The organism is Micromonospora sp. SD19 (assembly GCF_054462275.1).
On sequence record NZ_JBTLMN010000008.1, the window covers coordinates 184213 to 209384 of the forward strand.

25 protein-coding genes are annotated in these 25172 nt (G+C 70.5%); 8 read left to right on the forward strand and 17 right to left on the reverse strand.

The annotated features are described in order from the left end of the window. Window position 1: 1 nt before the first annotated feature. Complete coding sequence (locus ACX27O_RS24450) at window positions 2-427, reverse strand: DUF559 domain-containing protein (RefSeq protein ID WP_458940104.1); 426 nt, start codon at window positions 425-427, stop codon at window positions 2-4. A 713-nt stretch (window positions 428-1140) separates the two neighbouring features. Between ACX27O_RS24450 and ACX27O_RS24455 the strand changes: the two genes are divergently transcribed. Continuing rightward, complete coding sequence (locus ACX27O_RS24455; protein WP_030333225.1) at window positions 1141-2220, forward strand: AI-2E family transporter; 1080 nt, start codon at window positions 1141-1143, stop codon at window positions 2218-2220. A 325-nt stretch (window positions 2221-2545) separates the two neighbouring features. On the opposite strand, the gene ACX27O_RS24460 is transcribed toward ACX27O_RS24455, so the two are convergent. The 7 genes from ACX27O_RS24460 to ACX27O_RS24490 all read right to left on the reverse strand — a co-directional run bounded on the left by ACX27O_RS24460 (window position 2546) and on the right by ACX27O_RS24490 (window position 8979). Continuing rightward, window positions 2546-3355: an alpha/beta hydrolase gene (locus tag ACX27O_RS24460; protein WP_030333223.1), complete on the reverse strand. Its 810-nt coding sequence runs from the start codon at window positions 3353-3355 to the stop codon at window positions 2546-2548. A gap of 167 nt (window positions 3356-3522) precedes the next feature. Beyond that, window positions 3523-3846, reverse strand: a complete 324-nt coding sequence (locus ACX27O_RS24465) for a hypothetical protein (RefSeq protein WP_244236068.1) — start codon at window positions 3844-3846, stop codon at window positions 3523-3525. A 43-nt stretch (window positions 3847-3889) separates the two neighbouring features. After that, window positions 3890-4939: a hypothetical protein gene (locus tag ACX27O_RS24470; protein WP_458940105.1), complete on the reverse strand. Its 1050-nt coding sequence runs from the start codon at window positions 4937-4939 to the stop codon at window positions 3890-3892. Then, a complete protein-coding gene (locus tag ACX27O_RS24475) occupies window positions 4936-5430 on the reverse strand; it encodes a SigE family RNA polymerase sigma factor (RefSeq protein WP_030333215.1) in 495 nt (164 codons plus the stop codon). The genes ACX27O_RS24470 and ACX27O_RS24475 overlap by 4 nt, the downstream gene beginning before the upstream one ends. 40 nt (window positions 5431-5470) lie before the next feature. After that, a complete protein-coding gene (locus ACX27O_RS24480; RefSeq protein ID WP_210866395.1) occupies window positions 5471-7261 on the reverse strand; it encodes a 3-hydroxyacyl-CoA dehydrogenase family protein in 1791 nt (596 codons plus the stop codon). Between the two features lie 150 nt (window positions 7262-7411). After that, entirely contained in the window at window positions 7412-8482 is a 1071-nt protein-coding gene (locus ACX27O_RS24485; RefSeq protein WP_209444570.1) for an alpha/beta hydrolase, read from the reverse strand. A gap of 80 nt (window positions 8483-8562) precedes the next feature. Then, window positions 8563-8979, reverse strand: coding sequence for an FHA domain-containing protein (locus ACX27O_RS24490; RefSeq protein WP_210861176.1), 417 nt, complete (start codon window positions 8977-8979; stop codon window positions 8563-8565). Between the two features lie 257 nt (window positions 8980-9236). Between ACX27O_RS24490 and ACX27O_RS24495 the strand changes: the two genes are divergently transcribed. Then, window positions 9237-10733 (forward strand): aldehyde dehydrogenase family protein, encoded by a 1497-nt coding sequence (locus tag ACX27O_RS24495; RefSeq protein ID WP_210861178.1) that lies wholly within the window; start codon window positions 9237-9239, stop codon window positions 10731-10733. A gap of 80 nt (window positions 10734-10813) precedes the next feature. After that, window positions 10814-11470, forward strand: a complete 657-nt coding sequence (locus tag ACX27O_RS24500) for a methyltransferase domain-containing protein (protein ID WP_030333206.1) — start codon at window positions 10814-10816, stop codon at window positions 11468-11470. Window positions 11471-11646: 176 nt separating this feature from the next. On the opposite strand, the gene nucS is transcribed toward ACX27O_RS24500, so the two are convergent. Then, window positions 11647-12306: an endonuclease NucS gene (nucS, locus tag ACX27O_RS24505; protein WP_030333204.1), complete on the reverse strand. Its 660-nt coding sequence runs from the start codon at window positions 12304-12306 to the stop codon at window positions 11647-11649. A gap of 71 nt (window positions 12307-12377) precedes the next feature. Between nucS and ACX27O_RS24510 the strand changes: the two genes are divergently transcribed. Continuing rightward, complete coding sequence (locus ACX27O_RS24510; protein ID WP_030333202.1) at window positions 12378-12995, forward strand: DUF4126 domain-containing protein; 618 nt, start codon at window positions 12378-12380, stop codon at window positions 12993-12995. An 80-nt stretch (window positions 12996-13075) separates the two neighbouring features. Beyond that, window positions 13076-13372, forward strand: coding sequence for a DUF1540 domain-containing protein (locus tag ACX27O_RS24515; RefSeq protein ID WP_030333201.1), 297 nt, complete (start codon window positions 13076-13078; stop codon window positions 13370-13372). Window positions 13373-13402: 30 nt separating this feature from the next. Here the strand turns inward: ACX27O_RS24515 and ACX27O_RS24520 are convergent, their stop codons facing one another. Then, window positions 13403-15409 carry a protein meaA gene (locus tag ACX27O_RS24520; RefSeq protein ID WP_458940106.1) on the reverse strand — a complete coding sequence of 669 codons (2007 nt, stop codon included), beginning with the start codon at window positions 15407-15409 and terminating at the stop codon, window positions 13403-13405. 151 nt (window positions 15410-15560) lie between these two features. Between ACX27O_RS24520 and ACX27O_RS24525 the strand changes: the two genes are divergently transcribed. Both ACX27O_RS24525 and ACX27O_RS24530 read left to right on the forward strand, forming a co-directional pair. Continuing rightward, window positions 15561-16412: an ABC transporter ATP-binding protein gene (locus tag ACX27O_RS24525; RefSeq protein ID WP_458940107.1), complete on the forward strand. Its 852-nt coding sequence runs from the start codon at window positions 15561-15563 to the stop codon at window positions 16410-16412. Beyond that, on the forward strand, window positions 16409-17254 hold the full coding sequence (locus tag ACX27O_RS24530; RefSeq protein ID WP_030333195.1) for an ABC transporter permease: 846 nt from the start codon (window positions 16409-16411) through the stop codon (window positions 17252-17254). The genes ACX27O_RS24525 and ACX27O_RS24530 overlap by 4 nt, the downstream gene beginning before the upstream one ends. A gap of 40 nt (window positions 17255-17294) precedes the next feature. Here ACX27O_RS24530 and ACX27O_RS24535 read toward each other — a convergent pair whose 3' ends face one another. After that, a complete protein-coding gene (locus ACX27O_RS24535) occupies window positions 17295-18143 on the reverse strand; it encodes a 3-hydroxyacyl-CoA dehydrogenase family protein (protein ID WP_458940108.1) in 849 nt (282 codons plus the stop codon). Window positions 18144-18243: 100 nt separating this feature from the next. After that, window positions 18244-19686, reverse strand: coding sequence for a UDP-N-acetylglucosamine 1-carboxyvinyltransferase (gene murA, locus ACX27O_RS24540; protein WP_030333192.1), 1443 nt, complete (start codon window positions 19684-19686; stop codon window positions 18244-18246). Between murA and ACX27O_RS24545 the strand changes: the two genes are divergently transcribed. Next, window positions 19685-20257, forward strand: coding sequence for a cob(I)yrinic acid a,c-diamide adenosyltransferase (locus ACX27O_RS24545; protein ID WP_279519245.1), 573 nt, complete (start codon window positions 19685-19687; stop codon window positions 20255-20257). The genes murA and ACX27O_RS24545 overlap by 2 nt on opposite strands. Window positions 20258-20597: 340 nt before the next feature. Here the strand turns inward: ACX27O_RS24545 and ACX27O_RS24550 are convergent, their stop codons facing one another. The 5 genes from ACX27O_RS24550 to ACX27O_RS24570 all read right to left on the reverse strand — a co-directional run bounded on the left by ACX27O_RS24550 (window position 20598) and on the right by ACX27O_RS24570 (window position 25168). Beyond that, the gene (locus tag ACX27O_RS24550) at window positions 20598-21053 is read right to left on the reverse strand and encodes a DUF2550 domain-containing protein (RefSeq protein WP_030333188.1); all 456 of its coding nucleotides are present in this window, start codon (window positions 21051-21053) and stop codon (window positions 20598-20600) included. A 12-nt stretch (window positions 21054-21065) separates the two neighbouring features. Continuing rightward, on the reverse strand, window positions 21066-21347 hold the full coding sequence (locus ACX27O_RS24555) for a F0F1 ATP synthase subunit epsilon (protein ID WP_030333186.1): 282 nt from the start codon (window positions 21345-21347) through the stop codon (window positions 21066-21068). Window positions 21348-21435: 88 nt separating this feature from the next. After that, window positions 21436-22578 (reverse strand): LCP family protein, encoded by a 1143-nt coding sequence (locus ACX27O_RS24560; RefSeq protein ID WP_458940109.1) that lies wholly within the window; start codon window positions 22576-22578, stop codon window positions 21436-21438. Window positions 22579-22802: 224 nt separating this feature from the next. After that, the gene (gene atpD / locus ACX27O_RS24565) at window positions 22803-24239 is read right to left on the reverse strand and encodes a F0F1 ATP synthase subunit beta (RefSeq protein ID WP_030333183.1); all 1437 of its coding nucleotides are present in this window, start codon (window positions 24237-24239) and stop codon (window positions 22803-22805) included. Continuing rightward, on the reverse strand, window positions 24239-25168 hold the full coding sequence (locus ACX27O_RS24570) for a F0F1 ATP synthase subunit gamma (RefSeq protein ID WP_030333181.1): 930 nt from the start codon (window positions 25166-25168) through the stop codon (window positions 24239-24241). The genes atpD and ACX27O_RS24570 overlap by 1 nt, the downstream gene beginning before the upstream one ends. Window positions 25169-25172 lie beyond the last annotated feature (4 nt).

The window sequence follows — 25172 nt, forward strand, 5'->3', positions numbered from 1 at the left end:
TTCACTTTGCCGTTGGGTGGCGCAGCGGTGGGGTGGTGGTCCAGCCGGCCGCTACGAAAGCGCGGCGGACGGTGTCGGCGACCTCGTCCGGGCGGGCACGGACCAGCCAGGCCGGGAAGCGCAGGATCCGGTCGCCGCTGGTCCAGACGTCGTTCGGCCGACGCATGTCCGCCGCCCACTGCCTGGCGTCCATGTGGTGCGCCCCGTCGACCTCCACCTGCACCCGCCACTTCCGCCAGTACGCGTCCAGCCAGCGGTTGCGGCCGGCCGCGTCAACCCGGTGTTCCTGGAGATCGGGTGCGGGCAGCCGGTGCCGGCGGCACAGCCGCAGAAAATCGATCTCGGAGAGCGCCTGTGCGCCGCCCGCGATGTCGCCGACCGTCTGCCCGATCGACCGCCATCGGCCGGTGCGGATGCGGCCCCGCACCGCCCCTCGCTGAGCAGCCCGGCGACCTGCTCGGTGGTCAGCACGCCCGCCTGCTCGAAGGCGAGCCAGTCGAGGGCGTCGGCGTCGTCGGCGGGCAGCATCTGAACAGCCTTCACCGCCGGGACGCCGCCTCACCACCAGATCTTGGACAGTTTCCGTCAGGACGTGACGGAAACTGTCCAAGATCTACGAGCCTGGTCGACATCCGGGTGTCGTCGGCTTTCCGGACCGTTCAGTCCGGCCGGGGGCTCTGACGGTGGTTGGGTGGGGCACATGGGGCACACCGGATTGACGGTCGCGTGGTCGATGGCGACCATGAGGTGGCTACGCTGCTGGCGCGTGGGGAGATGATCAGAAACGGTGCGGTTGTCCCGCCGCCAGTCGATCGAACTGATGAAGGAAGTCGTGACCTCATGGACCTGACCGGCCCGGTGCTGGTGTTCGCGCCTGCCGCGTGGCGGGCGTTCGTGGTCGTCGCCCGTCGTCCGACGGCCTGAGCCGGGAGGTCCCTGGTGCCACAGCACGACCCGGCTGGCGACGACCCGGACGTGACCGCCGGTCCCCCGCCAGCGCAAACACCGCAGCCGGCGCAAACACCCGAGCCGGCGGAAACACCGCACCCAGCGGAAACTCCGCAGGCAGCGCAAGCACAGCGGGCGGCAAGTCCGCAGCCGGTGCAGACGCCACCGCCGGTGCCGGTTCCCGCCCCGGGGATCGACCCGGACGAGCCGCCCGCGGTCCCGTCCGGAAAGTTCGGCACGCCGGGGCGGCCACTGCGCCGCAGCAGTTTCCTGATCGGTTTCACCGGCGCGCTGGGCGTGCTGCTGGCGTACACCCTCTATCTGGGGATTCGCAATGCCGGCGGCATCCTGGTGCTGGTGGTGATCGCGCTCTTCCTCGCTGTCGGTCTCAACCCGGCGGTGGTCCGGCTGGGCCGCTGGGGTGTGCCGCACGGCCTGGCGGTGGCCGCGGTGGCGTTGACAGTGGTGTTGCTGCTCTGCGGCGGCGTGGTGGCGCTGGTCCCGCCGATCGTCACCCAGTCGGGGCAGTTCATCGATCAGATCCCGAGCCTGCTCGACGAGCTGCGCCGCAACCCGACGGTCAATGACCTGGTGGAGCGGTACGACGTGGTGGAGCGGGTGCAGAACGCCGCCAACGCCCAGACGGTCGGGCGGGCGCTCGGCGGGGTGCTGGGCGGCGCACAACTGATCTTCGGCACGGTGTTCCGGACGCTGACCGTGCTGGTGCTGACGATCTACTTCCTGGCCTATTTCGACCGGTTGCGCTCGCTGGGCTACTCGTTGGTGCCCCGGTCGCGCAGGGAACGGGTGCAGCTGATCGGTGACGAAATTTTGGCAAAGGTCGGCTCCTACATGGTCGGCGCGCTGAGCATCGCGGTGCTGGCCGGCGCGACCACCTTCGTCTTCGCGCTGATCGTCGACCTGCCGTACCCGTTCGCGCTGGCCGTGGTCGTCGCGGTGACCGACCTGATCCCGCAGATCGGCGCCACCCTCGGCGCGGTGATCGTGAGCCTGGTCGGCTTCGCCGCCGACCTGCCCACCGGCATCGCCTGCGCGGTCTTCTTCCTCATCTACCAGCAGGTGGAGAACTACCTCATCTACCCGAAGGTGATGCGGCGCTCGGTGGAGGTCAACGAGGTGGCCGCCCTGCTGGCCGCGCTGCTCGGGGTGTCACTGCTGGGCGTGGTGGGCGCGCTGATCGCCATCCCCACGGTGGCCGCCCTGCAACTGATCCTGCGCGAGGTGGTGCTGCCCCGCCAGCAACGCCGCTGAGGTCGCACCCCGCGCCAGCCCGCCGCGCCCCGCGCTGCCCGCACCGCCCCGTCCCGCGCCGCCCAGGTCCCACGCCGCCCAGGTCCCGCGCCGGCCCGCGCCGCCCCGCCGAGATCGTGCTCGATCCCGGAAGTAGTGGCCTCGCCATCTTCTGATGCCACTACAACCAGGATCGAGCACGATCTTGGTGCGGGCACGCGAGGATGCGCGGGACCGGGACCGGGACCGGGACCGGGACCGGGACCGGGACCGGGACCGGGACCGGGACCGGGACCGGGACCGGGACCGGGACCGGGACCGGGACCGGGAGCGGGAGACGTCCGGGTCAGTCGGCCTGACCGGCGGCCGGGCCGGGGACGGGCGTGTCGGCGAAGGCAGCCACCGTACGGTCGGCGTACGCGCTGACGTCGCCGGCCTCCATCGGGCCGTCCCAGGTGGTCGGCAGCGGCACCTCGACGGCCGGGTTGACCCGCCGGACGATCTCATCGAGGACCGTCTCCGCGTCGCCCACCCAGAGGTGCTTGGCACCCGGGACCCCGACCACCTCGGCCTGCGGCACGGCGGCGAACCGCTCCCCCGCCTCGGTGGGGCGCAGGTAGTCGTCGAACTCCGGCACCAGCGCCACCAGCGGCCGACCCGAACTGGCCCAGGTGGCCAGGTCCTCCGGGGCGGAGAAGCGCAGCGGCGGGGAGAGCAGGATCGCCCCGGCGATCGCCGGGTCGCAGCCGTACTTCAGCGCCAGGTCGGTGCCGAACGACCAGCCGACGAGCCAGATGTTGGGCAGTTCGGCGAACTCCGCGTACTCGATGGCGGCGGCCACGTCGTACCGCTCGCCCACCGCGCCGTCGAAGGCTCCCTCGCTGGTGCCGCGCACGCTGCTGGTGCCCCGGGTGTTGAACCGCAGCACCGCCAGGTCGGCCAGCGCGGGCAGCCGCCAGGCCGCCTTGCGGAACACGTGGCTGTCCATCATTCCGCCGTGGGTGGGCAGCGGGTGCAGGCAGACCAGGGTGGCCACCGGCGGCCGGTCGGCCGGCAGGGCCAGCTCACCGACCAGTCGCAGACCGTCGGCGGTGTGCAGCTCGATGTCCTCCCGGCGGCCGGGCAGGATCGACGACGCGCGGATCGCTGTGCTCACCGCCCAAGTCTGTCGCGAAGTCGCCGCCGCCGCCCGCCCAGGCGGGAAGAGGGTGACCCAGGTCGCTCGGGCCGCACGCGCGAGGCGTCCCGGTGGGCCAGCTCAGTAGCGCGGGGTGCCCGGGCAGCGCTGCACCGCCGGGCCGCGCCGGTCCCGGGCCCGCCAGCTCAGTAGCGCGGGGTGCCCCGGCCGCGCTGCACCGCCGGGCCGCGCCGGTCCCGGGCCCGCCAGCAGCCGCTGTGCCAGTGCCGCCGGTCGGTCAGGTCACCCAGGCCGTCCGCCGGCCAGGCCACCAGGTGCGCCACCCCGGGTCGGATCTCCTGGTCACAACCGGGGCAACGGTACGTCTTGACCGACGCGCCGGCGCCGATGCCGCGTACCTGCCAGGCGCCGTCGGTCCATTGCTGCACCGAGGCGACGCCCTGCCGGACCCGGTCGGCGTCCAGGTTGGCGTTCTCGTCCCGGCGAGGGCGGTTGCGACGGGGGCTCACAGTCACCAAGCGTACGTCCGGCGGGTGCGGCCGCCCGGGGCGGTCACCAGGTCGTGGGTCGGTCCAGGTGCTCGGCGACCTGCACCCCGCCCAGCACCGTCGCCGCGTCCTCCTCGGTGAAACCCTCGTTCGGCCGGCCCCAACCGGCGGTGACTTGGGCCTTCGGTACGTCGAGCAACTCCATCGTCTCGCCTTTCGGGTCGACGTAGACCGGCCGCCCGGCCGCCGTCGCGTTGGGTTCTGGGCGGTCACCGACGATGCTGTGCGGGGATCGGAGCCGCACCTCCATCGAGCGGAACCCGCTCCCGTTGACGACCAGCGAGACGTCCAGCGCGGCCGGGAGGTTGGCCACGGTGACCTCGCATCCGGCACTCCACGCCCCGGCCGGCATCGCGGCGAGCCGCATCGGGGCACTGCACCGGTGCGCCACATCCAGCCGCAGCGCGCTCCTGGCCGCCTGCAGCGCCGCGTCGGTGGGCGCCACCGTGCGCAGGCGGGCGAAGAGGCCGGGCACCGGCTGCCACCGCAGCACCCAGATCGGGTCACTGTCGGCCACGTCCAGGGAGAACCGATTCAACTGACCGTCGTAGGGCGGGTCCGCCGGTTGCGGGACGTACCTGTCGCCCTCCAGGTGGACCTCCTCGGCGACGGCGGCGCTGCGGGCGAGGGAGAAACTGACCGGCGCCGCACCGCCGAGATCCAGTTGGGCGCTCTCCAGGCCGGCCGCCGACCGCCAGCTCAGGTAGCGGGCGTGAGCCGGGTCGACGCCGAAGTGCAGCAGACCAGGGTCCTTTCCGACCAGATCAGGCCGGGTGAGTGCCCCCGGCACCCCGGGGGCCGCCGCCGGCGTGGCCGCCTGGTCTGCCGGTTTCGCCCCCGTCCACGGCACCCGCACGGGCAGCCCACCGCCGCCCGCCACGCCGAGGCCGAGCACGGTCACCACGCCGAGCGCCGTCCCGCCCACCGCGGCCCGTCGCCGCATCCGCCGGGCCCGGCCCCGGGCAACCGCCCCGCTGGTCAACCGGCTGATGTCCACCTGACCCTCGGCGTGCTTCCGCAGGGTAGAGATGATCCGCTCGTCGAGGTCTGTCACGGTCGGCTCCCGTTGCTGGCCGGGGCACCGCAGCGCTCCCGGAGGTTGGCGAGCGCCCGCATCGCGTGGGTACGGACGGTGACCGGCGAGCAGTTCAGGATCTGCGCGATCGTCGCGTCGTCGAGGTCCTCGTAGTAGCGCAGCACCAGGACCGCCCGCTGACGGTCGGGCAGGCCCAGGATCAGCCGCCACATCTCGTCCCGGTCGGCCGCTTCGCCGCCCAGGTCGCCCCGGTGCGCCCGCTCGGCGAAGGTGTCGACGACCAGTTCCCGGCTGGACCGTCGCCTCCACCAGGAGATGTTGGCGTTGACCAGCATCCGGCGCACGTACACGTCCGGACGGTCGGCACGGGCGATCCGGCGCCACTGCACGTACGCCTGGGACAGCACGTCCTGGGCAAGGTCCTCGGCCCGGTGCTCGTCACCGGTCAGCAGCCGGGCGAGCCGGACCAGCGCCGGACCCCGGCTGCTGACGTACTCCTCGAAGGTCACACCCTGCAGACGCGCCCAGCGCCCGCGAGCGTTGACCCGGTCAGCGGTGTGAGTGGTCGCGGAAGCCGCGGCGGGTCTTGCGGCCCAGATAGCCGGCGGTGACCAGGTGCTCCAGCAGCGGCGCGGGCGCGAAGCCCGGCTCGCGCAGCTCCAGGTACAGCTCGCGTTGGATGGCCAGGGAGACGTCCAGCCCCACCACGTCCAGCAGCTCGAACGGGCCCATCGGGTAGCCGCAGCCCAGCTTCATGGCGTGGTCGATGTCGTCGGCCGTGGAGTAGCTGGCCTCCAGCATCTTCACCGCGTCGTTCAGGTACGGGAAGAGCAGCGCGTTGACGATGAACCCGGACCGGTCGCCGCAGACCACGCCGGTCTTGCCGAGGGCGGCGCAGACGGCGCGGGCGGTGGCGGTGGCCTCCGGGGAGGTGCGGATGGTGCGGACGACCTCGACCAGCGGCATGACCGGCGCCGGATTGAAGAAGTGCAGCCCCACCACGTCGGCCGGCCGCTGGGTGGCCATCGCCACGTCGATCACCGGCAGCGACGAGGTGGTGGTGGCCAGCACGACGCCCGGCTTGCAGATCTCGTCGAGGCTGGCGAAGAGGGCCTTCTTGACACTCAACTCCTCGACGACCGCCTCGACCACCAGGTCGACGTCGGCGAGGTGGTCGAGCGTGGCGGACCAGCTGATCCGGCCCAGCGCGGCGTCCCGGTCGGCCTCGGCGAGCTTGCCGCGCACCACGCCCTTGTTCAGCGAGGTCTTCACCGCCTCACAGACCTTCGCGGACTTCTCCGCGCCGCGGGTGACCGAGACGACCTCGTAGCCGGCCTTCGCGAACACCTCGATGATCCCGGTGGCCATCGTCCCGGAACCCACCACGCCCACCTTCGCGATGGCGCGAGCCCCGTCGGCGAGCGCCGACTCCGTGGCCAGCGGCGTCGCCTCATCCGGTACGACCACCGGGGAGCCGGGCCGCTCGTAGGTGTAGAAGCCCCGGCCGGACTTCCGGCCGAGCAGTCCCGCCGTCACCATCTGCTTGAGCAGCGGCACCGGGGCGTGCCGGCGGTCCCGCCCGCCGCGCCGGTACATGGTGTCGAGGATCTCGTACGCGGTGTCCAGACCGATGAGGTCCATCAGCGCCAGCGGGCCCATCGGCAGGCCGCAGCCGAGCTTCATCGCGGCGTCGATGTCCTCCCGGGTCGCGTAGTGCGACTCGAACATGCCGACGGCGTGGTTGAGGTAGCCGAAGAGCAGCGCGTTGGCGATGAAGCCGGCCCGGTCGTTGATGGTGACGTCGACCTTGCCGAGCCGGGCGCAGAGCGCCTCCACGTCGGCGACCACCTCGGGCGCGGTGACGACGGTGCGGACCACCTCGACCAGCTTCATCACCGGGGCCGGGTTGAAGAAGTGGATGCCGATGACCTGGTTGGGTCGGCTGGTGGCCACCGAGATCTCGGTGACGCTCAGCGACGAGGTGTTGGTGGCGAGGATCGTGTCGGGGCGGCAGACCCGGTCCAGCTCCGCGAAGATCCGCTGCTTGAGGTCCAGGTGCTCGGGCACCGCCTCGATGACCAGGTCGACGGAGTGCAGCGCGTCCAGCCCGACCGCGAAGTGCACCCGCTCGTGCAGGGCGTCGCGGTCCGCCTCGGCGAGCTTGCCCTTGGCGACCGCCCGGTCGGTGGAGCCCTTCAGGGTGGCCCGGCCGCGTTCCAGGGCGGGTGCGGAGATCTCCACGGCCACCACGTCGATGCCGTTGCGGGCGAAGACCTCGACGATGCCAGCACCCATGGTGCCCAGCCCGACCACGCCTACGGTGCTGAACTCGCGCGCCACGACCGGCCTCCCCAGAGACTCCGCACGACCACTGAACGGCCGCTAAGGTTATGCGCGCGAGTCTGCCACGTGACGGTGAGTTGTCGAGACGCCGTGGCATATTTCACCCACGGCACGGCGCTGCTTTCCGGCCGACCGTCGGGCCGTCGGTCAGGCGGTCGACCCGCTGGTCAGGGCCAACAACTCGGCGACGAACTCCGCCGGGCGCTCCAGGTGCGGGCTGTGTCCGCAGGCGGGCAGCACCACCTCGTGGTACGCCCCGCCGGCCGCCGCGTACCGGTCGAGCACCGCCCGGGTCTGGCCGACCATCGGCTGCGGCGGGCAGGCGTCCGCGCCGGGCCAGCCGGGCACCAGGTCCAGCGACCCGAGGTACGCCAGGTCGAACAGCGAGGTGTCCGAGACGATGACGTCGGCGTCGCCGCGTACCCAGGTGACCGGCGGTTTCTCGGCGACGGCCACCAGGTCGTCGGCGAGCCGGAACCAGGTCGGCGCGAGCGCGTTGAGCACGCCGCGCTCCCCCGGCGCGGTGCCCGGCCAGTTCTCCGACGACACCGCCGTGCCCGGGTAGTTGTCGTCCCCGGTCGCTGTGGAGAGCACGGTGTCCAGCAGCAGTTCCTCGTCCGCGCCGAGCGAGGCGGGATCGGCCACATAGGTGCTTCGCAGGACGGCGCGCGGGCTGGCCGGCGCGTCGGCGCTCCGGTCACGGGCGGCGAGTCGGGCCACGAAGTCCCGGTTCGCGGTGCCCGCGCCGGTGCCGGCGAAGTCGGGGGTGGTCGGCGTGCCGGTCAGGTCGCGGGTGCCGCCGAAGCCGTACGGGGAGACCGGCGCGGCGAGCAGCAACGCCCCCACCCGGTGCGGGTGGTCGACCAGCAGGCTCATCGCCACCCCGCCGCCGAGGGAGTGCCCGACCACCACCGGGCGCGCGTCGGCGGCGAAGAGCGTGGGGTCGGCCAGCAGGGCGGCGACGTCGTCGGCGAAGTCCCGCAGGCCCCGGGTGGCGTCCACCGGAGCGGTCGCGGAGTCGCCGTACCCCCGCAGGTCGGGGGCGACCACCCGTAGCGTCGATGGCAGCCGGCGGACCAGCGGCTCCCAGAACAGCGCGGACGAGCAGTTGCCGTGGATCAGCAGCACCGGCGCGCCGTCCGGCGGACCGGCCACCCGTACCGCCTGGGTGATGCCGTTCGCCGTCACGATCCGCTGCTCGGTTTCCATCCGCGGCATGCTGCCACGGGTGTTCGCGCCGGTCCAGGTGTCGGATCGCCATCCAGCGCGGCGGCCCGGTGTGGCTGACCGCCAGGCGGTCAGCGGCGGGTGCCCGGTGGTGTGGCCAGGGGCAGCGGCACTGTCGGCCGGACGTCGCGCCGGGACGGGCCGAAGCTGAGCCCCACCGGGTCGGTGAGCGCCACCCCGGGGTCGAACAGGCGCAGTTCGGTACGGCCCAGCCGGATCACGTCACCGTCGGAGAGTCGTTCCACCTCGGTGATCCGCCGGTCGTTGAGCCAGGTGCCGTTTGTCGAGCCGAGGTCCCGCAGGGACGGCCCTTCCGGCGCCAGCCACACCTCGGCGTGGCGACGGCTCAGGTGCGGGTCGTTGATGACCACCTGGCCGGTCGGCGCTCGGCCGATCACCTGTATCTCGGCTCGCATACGAAAACTCGCGCCGCGCATCGGCCCACCCGCGACCGTCAACAGCGGCATCAGTTCCGGATGTTCCTCCATGGACAGTCAGCCCTCCACCCCACACCGTCACTCCGCGCGTCAGCTTGCCATCAGACGGTAGTCGTCAATACCGACCGGCCGGTCAGCCTCTCGTCACCTCCCGGCCACCTGCCGTTCGACGATTCGGGCGGGCCGCGTTCGCCACCACCACGCTGACCTGCACTGATCAACGATCGGCCGGGTTGGTGCGACGCCGGCCCCCCGGCCCCGAATCGGCGACCCTACCGGTGAGTAATCCTCGGGTCTAGACTTCCGCCATGACGGCAGTGCATATCCCGGGCGTTCCGGTCATCGAAGCGGGTCAGTTGGTCTCCACCAGCCCGGCGACCGGCGTCGAGGCCGGTCGCTTCCCGGTCGCCACCGACGCCGACGTACGGCAGGCCGTCGCCCGCACCCGCGCCGCCGGCGAGTGGTGGGCCAGCCTGGGTTTCACCGGCCGCCGTCAGCGGATGCTGCGCTGGCGCGCCCTGCTCGCCACGCGCATCGAGCAGTTGGCCGAGTTGGTGCACGTCGAGGGCGGAAAGCCGGTCGCCGACGCCATCGTCGAGATCGTCACCGCGATCGAGCACATCGACTGGGCCGCCCGTAACGCCGGGCGCGTGCTCGGCCCACGCCGGGTGCGGTCCCGGCTCATCCTCGCCGAGTTCTCCGGGCACCTCGAATACCAGCCGTACGGGGTGGTCGGCGTCATCGGGCCGTGGAACTATCCGGTCTTCACGCCCATCGGCTCCGCCGCGTACGCCCTCGCCGCCGGTAACGGCGTGGTGCTCAAGCCGAGCGAGTACACCCCGGCCGTCGGCCAGTGGCTGGTGGACAGCTTCGCCGAGGTGGTGCCCGAGCAGCCGGTGTTCACCGCCGTGCACGGGCAGGGCGACGTGGGCGCCGCGTTGTGCCGCTCCGGCGTCGACAAGCTGGCCTTCACCGGCTCCACCGCCACCGCCCGCAAGGTGATGGCCGCCTGCGCCGAGTCGCTGACCCCGGTGCTCATCGAGGGCGGCGGCAAGGACGCCATGATCGTCGACAGCGACGCCGACCTGGACGCCGCCGCCGAGGCGTGCGTCTGGGGCGGCATGACCAACGCGGGGCAGACCTGCATCGGCATCGAGCGGGTGTACGCGGTCGACGCCGTCTTCGACACCTTCGTCGACAAGGTGGTGGCCCGCGCCGGTCGGCTGACGGTCGGGCCGCAGGGCACCGACATCGGCCCGATCACCATGCCCCAGCAGATCGACGTGATCCGTCGGCACATCGACGCCGCGATCACGTCCGGTGGGCGCGCCGTGCTCGGCGGCCCGAGCGCCGTGCAGCCGCCGTACGTCCACCCCACAGTGCTGGTGGACGTCCCGGAGGACTCGGCCGCGGTCCGCGAGGAGACCTTCGGCCCCACGCTGACCATCAGCCGGGTCCGCGACGCCGACGAGGCCGTCACCCGCGCCAACGCCCTGTCGTACGGCCTCGGTGGTTCGGTCTTCGGCCGGCGGCGCGCGGTGTCCATCGCCCGGCGGCTGCGCTCCGGGATGGCGTCGATCAACTCCACGCTGACCTTCGCCGGCATGTCCACCCTGCCGTTCGGCGGTGTCGGTGACTCCGGTTTCGGCCGGATCCACGGGGAGGACGGCCTGCGTGAGTTCGGTCGGACCAAGGCGATCACCCGACGCCGCGCCCGGTCGCTGCTGCCGTCGATGACCTTCGACCGCACCCCCACCGACGTGGCCCGGCTCGTCAAGGCCATCAAGGTCATGTACGGGAGGTAAGTGTCGGATAACCGATCATCAAGAAGGATCGGCGTATCCACATGTTTATACGCCGTGGTCGCGGCGGTACATTGCGTTAAATGGGCCCCAATCGATTGCGCTACCGCCTTGTCGACAGTGACCAGTCGTGGAGCGCCCGACGGCGTCGGCACCGCTCGGACTGGCTGGCGCGCACCTTCCCGGACATCGGCGACATGCACGTCGTCGATCTCGGTGGCCGGCTCGGCACCTGGCACCGTGCCACCGTCCGGCCGGCCCGCGTGACAGTCGTCAACCTGGAGTCGCCGCCCACCGTCGTCCCGGACTGGGCCCACGTCGAGCAGGCCGACGCCTGCGACCTGCCCCCGCACCTCGTCAAGGGCAGCTACGACCTGGTCTTCTCGAACTCCGTGCTGGAGCACGTGGGCGGGCACGAACGCCGGATCCGCTTCGCCGCCGCCGCCCGCTCCCTTGCCGACCGGCACTGGGTGCAGACGCCCTACCGCTACTTCCCCATCGAGCCACACTGGATCGCGCCGGGCATGCAGTTCCTGCCGGTCCGGCTGCGCACCGCGTTCGCCCGCCGCTGGCCGTTGGGGCACAAGCCCACCCGCAGCCACGACGCCGCCATCCACCAGGTGCTCTGGACCGAGTTGTTGGACCGCTCGCAGATGCGGCACTACTTCCCCGACTCCACCATGCTGGTGGAGCGGGTGTTCGGCCTGCCAAAGTCGCTGATCGCGGTGCGCAACGGGTAGGGCCTGTTTCGTAGGGGCGGTCGAGCCGAGGCGGAGTCCGGGCGGCGATCCGGCAAGGCGGGGTTTCGTCCGGATACCGGTGTTGTACCCGGACGAAACCGCAACGCCGCCGGTCGTCGTCCGGGCCCGCCGCAGGCCGGCCAGTTCCTACGAAACAGGCCCTAAGGCGCCGAGGGTCAGAAGAGGGTCAGCTCGTCCTTCACGATGCCGCGCAGCTTGTCGTAGTCCACCACCACACAGCGGATGCCCCGGTCGGTGGCGAGCACCCGGGCCTGCGGCTTGATCTCCTGAGCGGCGAAGACCCCGACGACCGGGCTGAGCAGCGGGTCGCGGTTCATCAACTCCAGATAGCGGGTCAGCTGCTCCACCCCGTCGATGTCGCCACGCCGCTTGACCTCGACGGCCACCGAACCGGAGTTGGCGTCCCGGCAGAGCAGGTCCACCGGGCCGATCGCCGTCATGTACTCGCGGCGGACCAGGGTGAACCCCTCACCCAGGGCACTCGGGTTGGCGGCCAGCAACTCCTGCAGGTGCGCCTCCACCCCGTCCTTGCGCAGACCCGGATCCACCCCCAACTCGTACGAGGTGTCCTGGAAGATCTCCTCCAGGGTGATCCGCAGCTCCTCGCCGGCCTTGTTGACGACCCGCCACACCCCGGGGGCCTCCTCCAGCCGGCAGGGTGGGCTCATCCAGTTCAACGGCTTGTACGCCCGGTCGTCGGCGTGAATGGACACCGACCCGTCCGCCTTCACCATCAGCAACCGGGTGGCCAGCGGCAGGTGAGCCGAGAGCCGTCCGACGTAGTCCACCGAGCACTTCGCAATGACCAACCGCACCCGACGAGGGTAGCCGAGCACCCACCGGTCGCCAGCGAGCGGCACTGGCGCGTCGATGCGATGCTGAGATCGTGTTCGAAGTCCTCACCGGCACCGGTCTCGCCGCCTCGGCGGGGCTGAACGCCTACATACCCCTGCTCATCCTCGGTCTGCTCGGCCGCTACACCGACCTGATCGACCTGCCCAGCGGCTGGACCTGGCTCGGCAACGGCTGGGTCATCGTCATCATGGCCGTACTGCTCGCCGTGGAGGTGGTGGCGGACAAGGTGCCAGTGGTCGACCACATCAACGACGTGGTGCAGACAGTGGTCCGACCCACCGCCGGTGGCCTGGCCTTCGGTGCCGGCTCCTCGTCGGAGACGGTGACGGTCAGCGACCCGGGCAGCTTCTTCTCGTCCCACCAGTGGGTGCCGGTCGTCACGGGCGTACTGCTGGCGCTGGGCGTGCACCTGCTCAAGTCGGCGGCCCGGCCCGTCGTCAACGCGGCCACCGCCGGTTTCGGCGCCCCGGTGGCCAGCACCGCCGAGGACGCCACCAGTGTGGTGGTTTCCCTGGTGGCGATCATCCTGCCGGTGCTGGTGCTCGTCTTCCTGGTCGGCCTGGCCTTCTTCATCTTCTGGTTCATCCGCCGACGTGGCGAACGACGTCGTGAACGGGAGGCTGCCCGCGCCGCCGGCTTCCGCGTCTGACGGCGGGCGGGCTCGCCGTACCGGGGTTCGTCAGGCCGACAAAAGCCTAGTATCGGGGCAGGAGCCTAGAGGAGGTCGGCATGACCGCAGCGTTGGAGATGCCCCGAGTCCAGGAATGCGTGGTCGCCGCCTGCGCGTACAACAGGTCAGGTGACTGCCACGCCTTCGCGATCACGATCGGCAGCATGGATCACGCGCACTGCCACACCTTCGTCGAGTCGCCGGTGCAGGGCGGTGTGGAGAGCCTGATCGCGCAGGTCGGCGCCTGCCAGCGCGCCGACTGCCGGCACAACGAGCAGTTGGAGTGCCACGCGTCGTCGATCAGGGTCGGCCCGGACAACGACATGGCCGACTGCATGACCTACGCCGGCCGCTGACCCGCGCCGGCCCGCCGGGGTGACGAGTGATCAGGGCAGGTCGTTGGCGCGACGGATGACCGTCACCAGGTCGTCGATGATGCCGGTGAGGGCGAAGTCCTTCGGCGTGAAGACCCGGGCGACCCCGGCCGCCCGCAGGGTGTCCGCGTCACCGGCCGGGATGATGCCGCCCACCACCACCGGCAGGTCCGCCCGTCCGGCGGCGCGCAGCCCGTCGAGCACCGCGGGCACGGCGGCCAGGTGCGACCCGGAGAGCACGGAGAGCCCGACCAGGTCGACGTCCTCCTCCACCGCGGCGGCCACGATCTGCCCCGCGGTCAACCGGATGCCCTGGTAGACCACCTCGAAGCCGGCGTCGCGTGCACGTACCGCGATCTGTTCCGCACCGTTGGAGTGCCCGTCCAGGCCGGGCTTGCCGACCAGCAGCCGCAGCCGGCCGCTGCCCAGCTCCCGAGCGGTGGCGGTGACCCGCTCACGGACCGCCGCGAGACCCGGCTCCCCGCCGCCACCGGTCGCACCGGCCAGGCCGGTCGGTGCCCGGTACTCGCCGAAGACCTGGCGCAGCGCGCCGGCCCACTCGCCGGTGGTCACCCCGGCCCGCACGCACTCCAGTGTCGCCGGCATCAGGTTGGCGGTGGTCGCGGCGTCCGCGCGGAGCCGGGTCAGCGCCGCGTCGACCACTGCCGCCTCCCGGTCGGCCCGCCACCGGCGTACGCCATCCACGGCGGCCGCCTCGACGGCGGGATCGACCTGTTCGACGGCGCCCGCACCGGCGGCGGTCAGCGGCGAGGGTTCGGTCTCGGTGTACCTGTTGACCCCGACCACCACATCGGCACCGGACTCCATCCGGCGACGACGGTCGGCCAGCGAGGCGACCAGCGCGCTCTTGAGGTAGCCGGTCTCCACGGCGGCGACGACACCGCCCAGTTCCAGCACCTTGTCCAGCTCGGTCCGCGCCCCGGTGACGATGTCGTCGACCAGCGCGGTCATCACGTGCGAGCCGGCGAAGAGGTCGGGATATTCGAGCAGATCCGACTCGTACGCCAGGACCTGCTGCATCCGCAGCGACCACTGCTGGTCCCAGGGGCGGGGCAGGCCGAGCGCCTCGTTCCAGGCGGGCAGTTGGACCGCCCGGGCCCGGGCGTCACGGGACATCGTCACGCCGAGCATCTCCAGCACGATGCGCTGGATGTTGTTCTCCGGCTGCGCCTCGGTGAGGCCGAGCGAGTTGACCTGCACGCCGTAGCGGAACCGCCGCTGTCGGGCGTCGGTGACCCCGTACCGGTCCCGGGTGATCTCGTCCCAGAGCACGCCGAACGCGCGCATCTTGGCGATCTCCTCGACGAAGCGCACCCCGGCGTTGACGAAGAACGAGATCCGCTGGACCACGTCGCCCATCCGTTCGGCGGGCACCTGGCCGGAGTCGCGGACCGCGTCGAGCACGGCGACCGCGGTGGCCAGCGCGAAGCCGACCTCCTGCACGGGCGTGGCGCCGGCCTCCTGCAGGTGGTACGAGCAGATGTTGACCGGGTTCCACCGGGGCATCTCGCGCAGCGTGTACGCCACCACGTCGGCGGTGAGCCGCAGCGACGCCGCCGGCGGAAAGATGTAGGTGCCCCGGGACAGGTACTCCTTGATGATGTCGTTCTGGGTGGTGCCGGCGCAGCGGGTCAGGTCGGCGCCCTGCTCCAGCCCGACGGTGCCGTACAGGGCGAGCAGCCACATCGCCGGGGCGTTGATGGTCATCGAGGTGTTCGTGTCGGCGAGCGGGAGACCGTCGAAGAGCGCCCGCATGTCGCCGAGGTGGGCCACCGGCACACCGACCCGTCCGACCTCACCGGCGGCGAGTTCGTGGTCCGGGTCGTACCCGGTCTGGGTGGGCAGGTCGAAGGCGACCGAGAGCCCGGTCTGCCCCTTCGCCAGGTTGCGGCGGAAGAGGGCGTTGGTCGCCGCTGCCGACGAGTGGCCGGCGTAGGTGCGCATCACCCACGGGCGGTCCCGCTCGGGCAGCCGCCCCGGGAATGCCGTCTCATCCATGGCCGGAGTCTAAGTTACCGTTCAGTAAAAAGGGCTGTGCAAAACCACACAGGTCCATGTCGGGGACGTCCGGGTGTCAAGTTCCCGCAGTGGCGCGGACCGCCACACCCCGGGCACCATGCGGGCCGGGTCAGGACGCACACTGGACGGCATGGATGACGAGCTGGCCATCTCCGTACGAGGGCTGCGCAAGGCGTACGGCGACAACGTAGCGGTGGCGGGCGTGGATCTCGACGTGCACCGCGGCGAGGTGTTCGCGTTGCTCGGCCCGAACGGCGCCGGCAAGACCACCACCGTGGAGATCCTGGAGGGTTACCGGCACCGGGATGCCGGCGAGGTCTCCGTGCTCGGCGCGGACCCGGCCCACCCGGACATCGACTGGCGCTCCCGGGTCGGCATCGTGCTCCAGGGCACCGGCGAGTTCGACGAGCTGACAGTGGCCGAGGTGATTCGGCACTTCTCCGGCTTCTATGCCGACGCCGACGACCCGGCGAAGGTGATCGAGCGGGTCGGGTTGGCCGGCAAGGCGAAGGCCCGGACGCACACCCTCTCCGGCGGGCAGAAGCGCCGCCTGGACGTGGCGCTGGGCATCATCGGCCGACCGGAGCTGCTCTTCCTCGACGAGCCGACCACCGGCTTCGACCCGGAGGCCCGCCGCGAGTTCTGGGAGCTGATCCGCGACCTCGCCGCCGCCGGCACCACCATCGTGCTCACCACCCACTACCTGGACGAGGCCGAGGCCCTCGCCGACCGGGTCGGCGTGATCGCCGGCGGTCGACTGGTGGAGGTGGCCGCTCCCAACCGGCTGGGCAATCGACAGGAGGCCCTCGCCACGGTTGCCTGGCGTACCCCGGAAGGGACAGTGGAGAGCGCGCAGACCGCGACGCCGACGGCCTTCGTGGCCGACCTCGCCGCGCGCCACGGCGGTGAGGTCCCCGGTCTCACGGTGACCCGGCCGACCCTGGAGGACGTCTACCTCACGATGATCGGACACTCGCGATGACGACCACGACGAAGCCGGCGACGCCGGTCACCGCGACCCGCGGCCGGCGGCCGGGCGCCGGCGCGCTCGCCCTGCGCCAGGGCCGACTGGAGATCACCCAGTTCCTGCGCAGCCGGGAGTCCGTCGTCTTCACGATGGGGTTCCCGGTCATCATGATCCTGATCTTCGCGTCGATCTTCGACGGGACGATCGGCGGCGGAGTGAAGTTCACCCAGTACTTCATCACCGGCATGATCGCGACCGGCCTGATGACGGTGAGCTTCCAGAACCTCGGTATCTGGATCCCCGTCGAACGGGATCGGGGCGTGCTCAAGCGCTACCGGGGCACGCCGATGCCGAAGTGGGTCTGGTTCGCCGGCAAGGTGATCATGGTGATCGTGATCGGCATCGCCGAGACGGCGCTGCTGCTGGCCTTCGCGGTGGCGCTGTTCGACCTCGACCTGCCGGGCACCGCCGGGAAGTGGCTTACCTTCGGCTGGGTCGCCGTGCTCGGGGTGACCGCGTGCACCCTGTCCGGCATCGCCATCTCGTCGCTGGCCCGCACCGCCCGCAGCGGCTCGGCGGTGGTCACCCCGGTCTCGCTGATCCTTCAGTTCATCTCCGGGGTGTTCTTCGTCTTCACCGACCTGCCCACCTGGATGCAGCAGGTGGCGGCGCTGTTCCCGCTCAAGTGGATGTGCCAGGGGCTGCGGGCGGTCTTCCTACCGGAAAGCTTCGGCGCCCAGGAGCCGGGCGGGTCGTTCGAGCTGGGCCGGGTGGCGCTGGTGCTCGCCCTGTGGTGCGTGATCGGCCTGGTGGTCTGCCTGACCACCTTCCGCTGGACCACCAAGCGCGACGGCTGAGCGGCCGGCCGGGGCGGTTGACCGCCCCGGCCGCCACACCTCAGTACGTGTAGAAGCCCTTGCCGGTCTTGCGGCCCAGGTCACCGGCGGTGACCATCCGCTGGAGCAGCTCCGGCGGGAAGAACTTCTCGTCGGCCGTGTCGGTGTAGATGTTCTTCGAGGCGTGCAGCAGCACGTCCACGCCGGTCAGGTCGGTGGTGGCCAGCGGGCCCATGGCGTGCCCGAAGCCCAGCCGGCAGGCGGTGTCCAGGTCCTCCGCCGACACCACGCCGGACTCGACCAGCTTGACCGCCTCCATCACCAGGGCGGAGATCAGCCGGGTGGTGACGAAACCGGCGATGTCCCGGTTGACCACCACGACCGTCTTGCCGATCTCCTCGGCGAAGGCCCGCGCGGTGTCCAGGGTGGCGTCGGTGGTCTTGTAGCCGCGAACCAGCTCGCAGAGCTGCATCATCGGCACCGGGGAGAAGAAGTGGGTGCCGACGACCGCCTCGGGCCGCTCGGTCACCGCGGCGATCTGGGTGACCGGAATGGCCGACGTGTTGGTGGCGAGCACCGCGTCCGACTTGCAGATCTTGTCCAGGGCACGGAACACCTCGTGCTTGATCTCCAGGCGCTCGAAGACCGCCTCGACCACGATGTCCGCGTCCGCCGCCGCCTCCAGGTCGGTGGTCGGGGTGATCCGCGCCAGCGTCGCCTCGGCCTCGGACGCCTCGATCTTGCCCTTCTCGGCGAACTTCTCCAGTGACTTCCGAATGCCGCCCAGACCCCGGGTGGTGGCCGCGTCGTCCAGGTCGCGCAGCGTCACCTGCCAGCCCGCCTGCGCCGCCACCTGGGCGATGCCGGAGCCCATCAGCCCGGCCCCGACGACCGCGAGTCGACCCGCCATCTGCTTCTCCCTCGCTGCGATTGAGTGCCTGCCTGCACCCTAGTCGGCGAGCCTGAACGATGGCTAAGTGGCGGTCGGGACGGGTCGCTGAGAGCCGACCTCAGATCTCCAGCGCCGGCTCCTCCGGCGTGGTGCCCCGCTCGACAGCCACCCCGAGCGCCCGCAGGTCGGCCACGAAGTCCGGGTAGCCCCGGTCGACGTGATGCACGTGGGAAACCTCGGTGACCCCGTCCGCGCAGAGCCCGGCGATGATCAGCCCCGCGCCGGCACGGATGTCGGTGGCCCGCACCGGGGCGCCGGAGAGCCGGTCCCGTCCCCGGACCACGGCGTGATGCCCGTCGGTCTTGATGTCCGCGCCGAGCCGCATCATCTCGTTGGCGAACATGAACCGGCCGTCGAAGATGTTCTCGGTGATCAGCGACGCGCCGTCACTGACCGCCGCCAGCCCGATCGCCATCGGCAGCAGGTCGGTGGCGAAGCCGGGGTACGGCAGCGTCACCACGTCCACCGCCCGGGGCCGCTCGTCCATCCGTACCCGGAAGCCGTCCCCCCGCGTCTCCACCAGCCCGCCGGCGGCGACCACCTTGTCCAGCGCGACCTCCAGGAAGGCCGGGTCCAGCCCGGTCACCGTCACGTCGCCCCGGGTCATCGCCGCGCCGAACGCCCAGGTGCCGGCAACGATCCGGTCCCCCACCGTGGCGTGGCGCACCGGGCGCAGACCGGGCACACCGGTGATCCGCAACGTGGACGTGCCCGCGCCGGCGATGCGCGCGCCCATCTGGTTGAGCATCGTGCAGATGTCGACGATCTCCGGCTCGCGCGCCGCATTGTCGATCATCGTGGTGCCCTGGGCCAGCACCGCCGCCATCACCAGGTTCTCGGTGGCGCCGACGCTGGGAAAGTCCAGCATGATGTCCGCGCCACGCAGCCCGTGCGGGGCGGACGCGATGACGAACCCGTGCTCACCGGAGATCTCGGCGCCCATCCGGGTCAGCCCGGAGATGTGCATGTCCAACCCCCGCGACCCGATCGCGTCGCCGCCGGGATGGGCCACCCGCACGTACCCCCGGCGCGCCAGCAGCGGGCCGAGCACGCAGATCGACGCGCGCAACCGGCGGACCAGGTCGTAGTCGGCCTCCGCGCCCGGCTGTTCGGGTACGTCGATCGTCACCGACCGGGACCGGGCCACGCCACCACGAGCGACCATCGGGTCGACCGGGTCATCCGCGTCGAACTGGACGTCGCAGCCCAGCCGGCGCAGCACCTCCCCCATGATCGCGATGTCGGTGATCCGGGGCACGTTGGTGATCACGCTGCGGCCGGGGGCGAGCAGCGCCGCCGCCATCAGCTTCAACGCCGAGTTCTTGGCACCGACCACGTGCACGGTGCCGGCCAGTCGGGCGTCACCGCGGACCCGGATGACGTCGACGTCGTTGACCGCCGGATCGCCGGCGTCGCCGGGGCCCACCACCACCGGCCAGCCGGCGGTGCTGTCCGGCCGCGCCGGGATCGTCAGGTCGGGTATCCGTAGGCTGTGCGTCATGGCCGTCCACCTCACGCGCATCTACACCAAGGCCGGCGATGCCGGCATGACCAGGCTGAGCAACAACGAGCAGGTGCCGAAGACCGATCCGCGGATCGCCGCGTACGCGGATGTCGACGAGTGCAACGCGGCGATCGGCGTCGCGCTCGCGCTGGGAAACCTCGACGAGGAGCTTCGCGGCGTGCTGGGGTCGGTGCAGAACGACCTGTTCGACGTCGGCGCCGACCTGTCCACCCCGGTCGAGCCGGAGCCGAAGTACCCGCCGCTGCGGGTGACCGAGGAGTACGTCGAGCGCCTGGAGGGCTGGTGCGACGAGTACAACGCGCGCCTGAGCAAGCTCGACTCCTTCATCCTCCCCGGCGGCACCGCAGGCGCGGCGCTGCTGCACGTGGCGCGGACCGTCGCCCGGCGTGCCGAACGGGCGGCGTGGGCGCTGGTCGCCCACGATCCGGACCGAACCAGCACGCTCCCGGCAAAGTATCTCAACCGGCTCTCCGATCTGCTCTTTATCCTGTCAAGAACGGCAAATCCGGCAGGAGATGTGCTATGGGTGCCGGGCGGCAAGCGCTGAACGTCGGCACTCCGCACCACGTCAAGAGGGGGATTCCCGATCTGACCGCTGCCACGCGTCGCCAAGGCCGACTCGTCCTCCGGCGCCCCGCCACGGCCAGGGCTGACCTCCTGACGGTTCAGTGTCTAGATCGACTCGGGTTCCATGAAGTCGGGCCATCCTGGCCACCAGGACACCACGGTTTCAAGAAACCCGAGTCGATCACCGCGCCCGGCCACTGAACAGGCGAGACTCGACTTTCTCAGGCAACGGCAGGGGATTGATAACCACGCCGGAACGACGCACGGCGTGGCGGACGGGTTTCCGGGGCAACCCGAAAGAGCAACCATCGAAGAGCAGATCAGGCAGCAGGCCAGTCCTGGGAGGCCATACGCGGCGAGACCGCCCCCGGAGGGGCGGCCTCGAGCCAAGAGAGAAAACCGGTAACTGTCGATCGCGCCATGGCAATCTCCACCGGTGCGTGGTGACTGGTACAGCGGAGAATCACCCAGTCGGCCGGCATGGAGAACCGTTCCTGACCTTCGGGCAACCGGCGGCGCTCCACGGCCAGCCCTTTACGGGAGAGCACCCGCTTGGGCCGGATGGCGAAGCTGAACATGCGGTACCAGCGCAGCTCGTCACCGACGAACCGACCGAAGCCGGGCGACCAGCCACGGCCGTCGAGCATGGTGGAGACCCGGACGCTGAGCCGGATGATGCCACCGCTGCGGGTGACCAGAGCTCGCCGGACGAAGAGGATCAGAAGCGCGCCGAGGATGACGACAACGCCGATTCCGAAACCTTCGACGATCTCCATCCCCGGTGTGGCTCAGCGGCTCTGCGCGGAGACCGGGGTAGCGCTCTCGGCCAGCACGGTGACACCGTCGGCGCTCACCGAGAGGAAGCCACCGGCCACCTCGTAGGCGACCTGCTCACCGCCGGCGAGCTTGATGCGCACCTGGCCGGGCTCGGCGAGCTGGCCGAGAAGCGGCGCGTGCCCCGGCAGGACACCGAGCTCGCCCTCGGTCGTCCGGGCGACGACCATCTCGGCGTCACCGGACCAGACCTTCTCCTCGACGGCGACGAGCTCGACGTGAAGCTGCTGTGCCACGCTGTCTCCTTGCTGCGGCTACGGATTGCCGAAAGTCTAGCCTGACGGCGCGGCGCGCCCAACGCGGGTGGGGACAACGACGCCGGGACTACTTGGCCTTGTTGACGAATTCCGGGTGCTCGAGCAGGAACGGGTCGAGTTGCTCGTTGTGCAGGGCGGTGAAGAAGTCCGGGACCCCTTCCTTGAACTGCTCACCCAGGTACTTCTTACCGTCGAAGACGCCACCACCGGGCAGCTTGATCATCTCGATGGTGTTCGGGCGGATGTCCTTCAGGGCGATCCCGAAGTCGACCACGCTGTTTCCCCGACCGTTGAAGATCAGCGACTGCCCGGCGGCGCGGAGCACCTTGTCCAGCTTGATGGGATTGGACACCACGTCGGCGCTGAACGCCTGGCCGACCATGGCCTTGACGAACTGCTGCTGGTGGCGCTGCCGCCCGTAGTCGGAGTCCGGAACGCCGTTCTTCGGGTAGCGCTGCCGGACGTAGTCCAACGCCTGCCACCCACTCAGGTGCTGGTTGCCCTTTTTGTAGACCGCCTGCGGGCCGACGTAGCCCTCACCACGGGTGTTGCCCGGACGCGGCGTGCCGTCCGGCTTCTTGTGCTCGGACCTCACGTCGCGCTCGATGTACATGTCGACGCCGCCCATGGCGTCGACGATCTTCTGGAAGCCGGTGAAGTTGATGATCGCGCCAGCGTCGAAGCGCTTGATGCCGGTCACCTTCTGCACTGTGGTGGCCAGCAGCTCGAAGCCCCGTGCTGCGTCGGGGTTGGCACCCGGCACCCTGCTGCCGAACGACATGGCAGCGTTGATCTTCGTGGTCTCGCCCGGGAACTCGGCCTTCTTGAACGCTGGGATCTGCACGTAGAGGTCGCGCGGCAGCGAGAACAGGTAGGCCCGGTCCATCGACGCCGGCACGTGCAGCACCATGATCGAGTCGGCCAGTGGCGCGGCCGCCGGCGTACGCGGGTCGATGCCGACGAGCAGGATGTTGAGCGGACCCTTGATCTCGCTCTTCTTCGCCTGGGCACCCGCCGCCTGGTCGCCGAACAGGTCGGCCTTGCCGACGGCCCCCTCGTAGCGGGCCATGAGCACCTCGGTGCCAACCAGCACCGCACCGCTGAGCACTGTCAGCACGGCGCCGAACACCGTGCAGATCCTGGCCCACCGTGGCACACCTCGCCAGATGGACGGCTTGCGGCCACGCTTGCCGGCCTTACCCACGAGCATCTCCGTTCGTTACGCCCACGACGAGAAAGACGGGCGCACGTCCTCGAAAGGTTGCAAAGATCAACGCTCGTTCAGGTGAGCGCGCGGAACGAACCGTAGCTCGGCAGTCGCGTAAGTGCCGACCACGAGTAACGGACCGCGACGATGGTAGGACGCGAACATGAACAAAAGACTGCCCCGGCATTGCCGGGGCAGTCTTTTTGTTGCGGATCAGATGGGGCTGGTCAGCCCTTCATCAGCTCCTCAGCCTTCTTCTCCAGGTCGTCGAGACCGCCGCACATGAAGAACGCCTGCTCGGGGAAGTGATCGTACTCACCCTCGCTGATCTTGCGGAACGCCTCGATGGTCTCCTTGATCGGGACCGTCGAGCCCGGAACGCCGGTGAACTGCTCCGCCGCGTACGTGTTCTGCGACAGGAAGCGCTCGATCCGCCGGGCCCGGGCCACGGTGATCTTGTCTTCCTCGGAGAGCTCCTCGATACCGAGGATGGCGATGATGTCCTGCAGGTCCTTGTAGCGCTGCAGGATCCGCTTCACCTCGGTGGCGACCTGGAAGTGCTCCTGGCCGACGAACTCCGGGGCGAGGATCCGGGACGAGGACGCCAGCGGGTCCACTGCCGGGTAGATGCCCTTGTCGGAGATCGACCGCTCCAGGTTGGTGGTCGCGTCCAGGTGGGCGAACGTGGTGGCCGGGGCGGGGTCGGTGTAGTCGTCCGCCGGCACGTAGATCGCCTGCATCGAGGTGATGGCCTGGCCCCGGACGGAGGTGATCCGCTCCTGGAGCTCGCCCATCTCGTCGGCCAGGGTCGGCTGGTAACCGACGGCGCTCGGCATCCGGCCGAGCAGGGTGGACACCTCCGAACCGGCCTGGGTGAAGCGGAAGATGTTGTCGATGAAGAGCAGCACCTCCTGCTTCTTCACGTCCCGGAAGTACTCCGCCATGGTCAGCGCGGAGAGCGCCACCCGCAGACGGGTGCCCGGCGGCTCGTCCATCTGGCCGTAGACCAGCGCGGTCTTGTCGATGACGCCGGACTCGGTCATCTCGGCGATGAGGTCGTTGCCCTCACGGGTGCGCTCACCCACGCCGGCGAAGACCGAGGTACCACCGAAGTTACGGGCAACACGGGTGATCATCTCCTGGATGAGCACCGTCTTGCCCACGCCCGCGCCGCCGAACAGGCCGATCTTGCCGCCCTTGACGTACGGGGCGAGCAGGTCGATGACCTTGATGCCGGTCTCCAGCATCTCGGTCTTCGGCTCCAGGTCCGCGAAGGCCGGGGCCTTGCGGTGGATACCCCAGCGGTCGTCCGGGGTGAGGGTCTCGCCCTCCTTGAGGTTGAGCACCTCGCCGATCGCGTTGAACACGTGGCCCTTGACCGCGTCGCCCACCGGAACGGTGATCGGCTCGCCGCGGTCACGAACCTCCGCGCCGCGGACCAGGCCGTCCGTCGGCTGCATCGAGATGGCGCGGACCAGGTTGTCACCCAGGTGCTGGGCGACCTCCAGGGTCAGCGTCTTCTCACCGCCGGACAGGTCCACGGTGACGTTCAGGGCGTTGAACAGGGCAGGCATGGCGTCGCGCGGGAACTCGGCGTCGACGACCGGGCCGATGACCCGGACCACGCGACCCGTGGCCGTCTTGGTCTCTACTGGGGCAGTCATCACACTTCACTTCCCGACGCGGCCAGCGCGTTGGCGCCGCCGACGATCTCGCTGATCTCCTGGGTGATCCCGGCCTGGCGAGCCGAGTTCATCTCACGCGTGTACTTCTCGATCATGTCTTCGGCGTTGTCGGTGGCGCTCTTCATCGCCCGCCGCCGTGCCGCCGACTCACTCGCCGCCGACTCGATCAACGCCGCGTAGATCCGCGTGTTGATGTACCTCGGCAGGAGGGCGTCGAGCAGCGCCTCCGCCTCCGGCTCGAACTCGTACGCCGGCAGCAGCCCCTCGGAGCGCGGCCGGTCCTCCACCTGCATCGGACCAATGATCTTGGTAACCGGGTTCTGCGTCATGAGCGAGTGGAACTCGGTGTAGACGATGTGCAACTCGTCGACGCCGAGCACCCCGTCCGCACCGGCACCGCCGTCGACGTCGTCCGCACCGGCGGTGAACGCCTTGATCAGCGTCTCACCCACGGCGCGGGCGTCCTCGAACGACGGCTGCTCGCTGAACCCGGTCCAGTTCGCCTCGATCGGCCGGTCGCGGAACCGGTAGAACCCGACACCCTTACGCCCGATGACGTAGAGCACGGGCTCCTTGCCGTCCGCCTTGAGGCGTGCGATCAGCGACTCGGCCATCCTGATCGCGTTGGAGCTGTAACCACCGGCCAGGCCACGGTCGCTGGTGACCAACAGGACGCCGGCCCGCCGCACCCGCTCGCGCGGGGTGAGCAGCGGGTGGTCGATCCGCGCGTTGGACGCCAGCGCCGTGAGCACACCGGTGATGGCCTGGGCGTACGGCAGGGACGCCTGCACCCGGGCCTGAGCCTTGGCGATCCGGCTCGTCGCCACGAGCTCCATCGCCTTGGTGATCTTCTTCATCGACTTCGCCGAGCGGATCCGTTGACGAAGAACGCGTACCTGGGCCGCCATCAGA